The sequence below is a fragment of the Polaromonas sp. P1_E1_2 genome, assembly GCF_056406035.1.
On record NZ_JBFUAZ010000255.1, the window covers coordinates 1 to 5,563 of the forward strand.

Consider the following 5,563-nt stretch of genomic DNA (forward strand, 5'->3'; position numbering starts at 1 on the left):
AGATGCTGGACATGGAAGAAGCTGCCTGCCGCAAGCTGGTCTCGCGCGCCAGCACCAGCATCGCCCAGGGAAAAGTCCGGCACGTAACACCGCCCAAGGTGCAGGACGACCTGCTCACCGCTTTTCGCGAAGCCATCACCGCCGGCAGCACCGAATCGCTCGCCAGCCTGCTCTCGGACGACATCGCACTGAGCACCGACAGCGGCGGCAAGGTCAGCTCGGTTGAAGGCATCTTCCAGGGCAAGGGCAGCGTGCTCACCCTGCTGACGACGCAACTGGCCCGCTACTGGGCCCACTACGAATGGGTGCCCTGCGAGATCAACGGCGGCCGCGCCATCCAGCTGCGGTCGAGCACCGGCGAGATCGCCGCCGCCATCACCTTCGCCTACAACGACGACGGCAAGGCCAACAACATCTTCATCATGCGCAACCCGGACAAGCTCGACGGGCTGGCCTTCGGGCCCGAGGCGCTGGAATGAACAGCACCTCAAGCAACACATCAGGCACCGCTCCCACAGGCTGGATGGCTCTGCTGACCGGCGTCAACGCCATCCGCACGCTGGCGCTGGTCGGCGGCGTCGCGCTGCATGCCATCAACCTCTACATCGGCACCACCATCCTGCCGTCCGTCGTGCGCGACATTGGCGGGCTGGAGTTCTACGCCTGGAACACCGCCCTCTTTGTAGTGGCCTCCATCATCAGCGCCGCCATGGCGACGCAGGTGCTGGGCAAGCTCGGGCCGCGCTTTGCCTATGTGCTCGGCGCTGCGATCTTTGCTGTGGGCTCGCTCGCCTGCTCGCTGGCGCCTTCCATGCCCGTCATGCTGGCCGGTCGTGTGGTGCAAGGCTTTGGCGGCGGGCTGTTGCTGGCCCTGCCCTACGCGATGATCCGCCTGCTGTACGACGAAGCCTTGTGGTCCAGGGCCATCGGCCTGTTGTCGGGCATGTGGGGCGTGGCCACCCTGGTCGGGCCGGCCATAGGGGGCGTGTTTGCCCAGATGGATGCCTGGCGATGGGCGTTTGGCGCGCTTATTCCCGCAGCGGCACTGTTCACCGTGCTCGCCGTCTGCGTGATTCCCCGGCACAACACGGCCAGCAGCCCGCCGACATCCGTGCCGTGGATGCAGTTGTTCCTGCTGGCCGGTGCGGTCTTCGCCGTTTCAGCTGGCAGCGTCAGCACACAAGTCATGTGGAATGCGGCCGGTGTGGGTGCAGCGGTTGCGCTCAGCGCCTTGCTGGTCATCGTCGACAAGCGCGCCGCCAACCGCCTGCTGCCGCAGGATGCGTTTCGCCCCGGAGTGCTGGGCGCCCTTTACCTCGCCATGGGGCTGCTGGGCATGACGGTCACCAGCACGGAGATTTTTTCACCCTTGTTTTTTCAGGTCCTGCATGCCCAGACACCGCTTGTCTCAGGCTACCTCGCCGCCATCATGTCGGCAGGCTGGACGCTGGGCTCACTCATCAGCTCAAGCGCCACCGGCACCCGGGCCAGCCTGGCCATCCGCGTTGCACCAGTGCTGGCACTGGCGGGCCTGGTGGGCATGGCAGTGCTGATGCCCGCACCCAGTAATGGCGGCTGGCCCGTGCTGGCGCCAATCTGCGCCGCCATGGTGGCTGTGGGTTTTGCCGTCGGTATCGCCTGGCCGCACCTGAGCACGCGTGTGCTGCAGATTGCGCCATCTGGCGAAGAAGACCTGGCTGCCTCTTCCATCATGACGGTAGAGCTGTTTGCCACCGCCATGGGCGCCGCCCTGGCCGGCATGGTCGCCAACCTCGGGGGCCTGACCAACCCCGGTGGTGTACCCGGAACGGCGGGCGCGGCTCAGTGGCTTTTCGCCGTGTTCGCCCTGGCACCCGCGCTGTGCCTGCTGACTTCACGGAAAACGGCGAAGCCAGACCCGCCTGCCCTCAGGCAGACAGCCAACAGCGCCGCATAAGGTGTGAGGCGTGAAAAAGCCGGCGCACCCGCAAAGGATGCACCGGCTTTACACCGAGGTTGGCGTCTTGCTTACTTCCGCGAACGCAGCGCGTCAACGCTCCATGCACCACCGCCGGCAGCGGCAAAGAACAAAAACACAAAGCAGAACAACACGGCCGACTCGCCGCCATTCAGCATCGGCGCCGCCACAAAGCCTTTAGACGCATGGCCAATGAAATAGGCAAATGCCAGCAAGCCCGACAACACAAACGCCACAGGCCGCGTGAACAGCCCAATCAACAGCAACGCACCGCCAAAGAGCTCCAGAATGCCGGCAAAGCCGATCAGCGACAACACCTGCAGCCCGTCGAAATAGGCCACGTGGGGAAAGCCCAGCAGCTTGGCTGTGCCATGCTGAATAAGCAAATAAGCAGAAACAATGCGAAGCACCGAGAGTGCGCGTGAAGTCAGTTGGTCGTTTTGGGCAAAGGCCATGAGATTCCCTCCGTTAAAAGGGTGTCTGACAGGCCTGTAGCAAAAAAGTTCAGTGCCGCTGCGCAAGTTTCTGCCGGGACTTGGGGCCACCCGATGCGGGGCTTGCGATGCTCGCCGAACTTTTCTCGGTCAGCAGTTGAACCAGGTGCTGCCGGATCACCGAGGTGATGTGCTCGCGCTTGCCCTGCTCCAGCATGCCGATCAGCCGTGTCGGTGGCCGGCCCGGCAGCGGCAGCACACGCAGAAGCGCATCGTTGGCCCAGTCGGCGTTCTTGACATGCGGCACGATGGTGACGCCGACGTTCTGGCGCACCAGGTCGATGATGGCCGAGAGCGAGCTGAGCTCCAGAAAGTCCTGCGGCACCAGGCCCAGCTTGCGCAAGGTCTGCTCTATGCGGATGCCGCTGGGCGTGCGCCGGTCAAAGCGCAGGAAGGGTTGCTCACGCAGCAGTTTTTTGAAGTCGGTGCCCGGCGGCGCTGCCTGGGAGCTCGCGACCACTGTCAGCGGCTCGGTGTACAGCGGCGTCCAGCGCATGCCCTTTCGCTCCTGCGGCGAGTCGTCGACGAAGACCGCCGCGTCGAGTTCACCGCTCTTGACACTGCGCGCCAGGCCGCTGGACTCCTGCATGACCAGCCGCACATTAAGACGCGGGTAGAGCGGCTTCATCCTGACGACGGTGTTTGAGAGCAGCCCCATCGCCGTGACGATGGAGCCCACCGTCACGGTGCCGGCGATCTCTCCCTCGCCGTCCAGGCCTTCGCGCATCTCGTCGTAGTACCCGACGATTTTTTCCGCATGCGCCACCAGCGCGCGGCCCCCGTCCGAAAGCACCACACCGCGCCCCGAACGCTCGAAAAGCACGGTCTTGAGCTCGGTCTCCAGCGCGCGCATCTGCAGCCCCACCGCGGCCTGTGTCAGCGCGACGCGATCGGACGCTGCGGCGAACGAGCCGCCCTGTGCGACAACCAGAAAGGTCTTCAAAAACCGGATCGTGCTCATGCGCGCACCGCCCCAATACAAAAGAATAACTTTAGCATCTCAAAACATAATATAGATATATTTTTCAAACCGGATGGAGAACAATCCGCCTTAACAGGGTTGTGTGACGGACACATGTCTCCCGCCGCAACGGCGCATCTCCCTCGAAACGCGCGGCTTTTCCGGGCTTCTGCAGCAGCAGCCCGGCCGCTTGGATGGCTTGTTTTTTGGGGCGATGATTTATGTCTGATGCACTCCTGGCGAATACCGGCACGGCTTCACCACTCTCATTTGGGGAGAAACGGGCGGCAGCCATTTACGACCTGGGCCACAGCACGATATTTGCATCGCGCACCGACCCGCGCTTTTCCTATTGCACCTATGCCCCGCCGCACCTGGGTGAGTCCAGGCAGCCCATGCAGCTGGTGGTCGTGGTGCACGGCACCGGCCGCGCTTTCACCGAATACCGCGATGCCTTCGCCGCATTCRCCAAGTGGAACGACTGCATCGTGCTGTGCCCGCTGTTCCCGGCCGGCCCACAGGGAGACGGCAACCGCGACGGCTTCAAGCACCTGCGCGAAGCCGACATCCGCTACGACCAGATCCTGCTCAGCATGGTCGACGAGGTAGCCCTCAAGTTCGGTTGCGACTTTTCAAAGTTCGCGCTCTTTGGCTATTCCGGCGGCGGTCAGTTCGTCAACCGCTTCGGCCTGCTGCACCCCGAGCGCCTCTGGGCTCTCTCCATAGGCGCGCCAGGCTCGGTGACTCTCATCGACCACCAGCAGGACTGGTGGGTGGGCGTGCGCGACTTCGAAAAACGCTTCGGCAAACCGCTGAACCTTGCGGCCCTCAAAGCCTTGCCGGTGCACATGGTGGCCGGCAAGGCCGACATGGAAACCTGGGAGATCACCCACCGCGAAGGCGGCAAGTTCTACATGGCCGGCGCCAATGACGCGGGGCGCACGCGCCCCGAGCGGCTGGAGACCTTGCGCCAGTCCTTTGTGCAGGCCGGCGTCAACGTCACGCTGGACCTGATCGACAACGTTCCCCACGACGGCCTGGCCTGCGTCGACACGGTGCAGGACTTCCTCGCGACCGTGCTGCGCGACGTCCGGAAAAAAGCGGCGGGCCGGGCCCAGTGATGTCACGCCAACCTCAAACCTGAAGACTGACCATGCTGCGTTTTGCGCTGTCCCGTCTTTTCATGGCCATACCGACGCTGCTGATCGTCGCGGTGGCGGTCTTTGTGCTGATCCGGCTTATCCCCGGCGACCCGGCGCAGCTGCTGTTGGGTGACCTCGCCGACCCGGTGCGCCTGGCCGACTTGCGCGCCCAGCTCGGGCTCGACAAAAGCTGGCCGGTGCAGTTCGGCATCTGGGGCCGGCACGTGCTGGGCGGCGACCTGGGCGTGTCCATCAACACCGGCGAGCCCGTGTTGCACCTGGTGTTGAGCCGTTTCCTGGTCAGCGCACAGATTGTGCTCATTGCCGTGCTCTTCGCCACCCTGGTCGCGGTGCCCGCCGGCATGATCGCCGCGTGGAAGCAAAACCGCCTGCCCGACCTGATGCTGGTCGGCACCGCCACCCTGCTGGTGTCCATCCCTACCTTCTGGCTCGGCCTGTTGCTGCTGCTCTTCTTTGGCCTGAAGCTCGAATGGCTGCCCGTGGTCGGCTATGTCTCGATCATGAGCGACTGGAAGTCGGGCCTGCTGTACCTGCTGATGCCCATCCTCACGCTGTTCCTGCATGAAATCGGCGTGCTGATCCGCATGGCCAGGGCCAGCACACTGGAAGTGCTGCGGCTGGACTACATCACGCATGCGCGCGCCAAGGGCCTGTCGGAGCGTGCTGTGCTGGTGCACCATGCGTTCCGCAACTCCTTCGGCCCGACCTGGACTTTGATCGGCCTCGTCCTGGGCAACCTGCTGGGCGGCGTGGCGGTTGTTGAAACCGTGTTCACGATTCCCGGCCTGGGCCGCCTGCTGGTCGACGCGATCTTCGCGCGCGACTACCCGGTGATCCAGGGTTGCCTGCTGCTGGTTGCCGTGATCTATGTCATCACCAACCTGGTCATCGACCTCTGCTATCCGATCTTCGACCCCAGGGTGCTGGCCGAATGAAAAAATTCCTTACCCCTCAGGCCCTGATCGGCCTCGTCATCGTGGGCCTGATC

The 5,563-nt window shown here is 63.9% G+C and carries 6 protein-coding genes; 4 read left to right on the forward strand and 2 right to left on the reverse strand.

The features are described from left to right. Both AC1D1P_RS12905 and AC1D1P_RS12910 read left to right on the forward strand, forming a co-directional pair. Window positions 1–479: sigma-70 family RNA polymerase sigma factor family protein (locus tag AC1D1P_RS12905; RefSeq protein WP_477673259.1), on the forward strand; the 479-nt coding region annotated here is incomplete at its 5' end. After that, window positions 476–1,936, forward strand: coding sequence for an MFS transporter (locus AC1D1P_RS12910; protein WP_477669938.1), 1,461 nt, complete (start codon window positions 476–478; stop codon window positions 1,934–1,936). The genes AC1D1P_RS12905 and AC1D1P_RS12910, both read left to right, overlap by 4 nt. A 71-nt stretch (window positions 1,937–2,007) precedes the next feature. Here AC1D1P_RS12910 and AC1D1P_RS12915 read toward each other — a convergent pair whose 3' ends face one another. Next, entirely contained in the window at window positions 2,008–2,412 is a 405-nt protein-coding gene (locus tag AC1D1P_RS12915) for a DoxX family protein (RefSeq protein ID WP_477669939.1), read from the reverse strand. Between the two features lie 49 nt (window positions 2,413–2,461). Then, window positions 2,462–3,412: a LysR substrate-binding domain-containing protein gene (locus tag AC1D1P_RS12920; RefSeq protein WP_477669940.1), complete on the reverse strand. Its 951-nt coding sequence runs from the start codon at window positions 3,410–3,412 to the stop codon at window positions 2,462–2,464. 221 nt (window positions 3,413–3,633) lie between these two features. Between AC1D1P_RS12920 and AC1D1P_RS12925 the strand changes: the two genes are divergently transcribed. Together AC1D1P_RS12925 and AC1D1P_RS12930 are read left to right on the forward strand one after the other, a co-directional pair. Then, window positions 3,634–4,533, forward strand: coding sequence for an alpha/beta hydrolase (locus AC1D1P_RS12925; RefSeq protein ID WP_477673260.1), 900 nt, complete (start codon window positions 3,634–3,636; stop codon window positions 4,531–4,533). A gap of 32 nt (window positions 4,534–4,565) precedes the next feature. After that, window positions 4,566–5,510, forward strand: coding sequence for an ABC transporter permease (locus tag AC1D1P_RS12930; RefSeq protein WP_477673261.1), 945 nt, complete (start codon window positions 4,566–4,568; stop codon window positions 5,508–5,510). Window positions 5,511–5,563 lie beyond the last annotated feature (53 nt).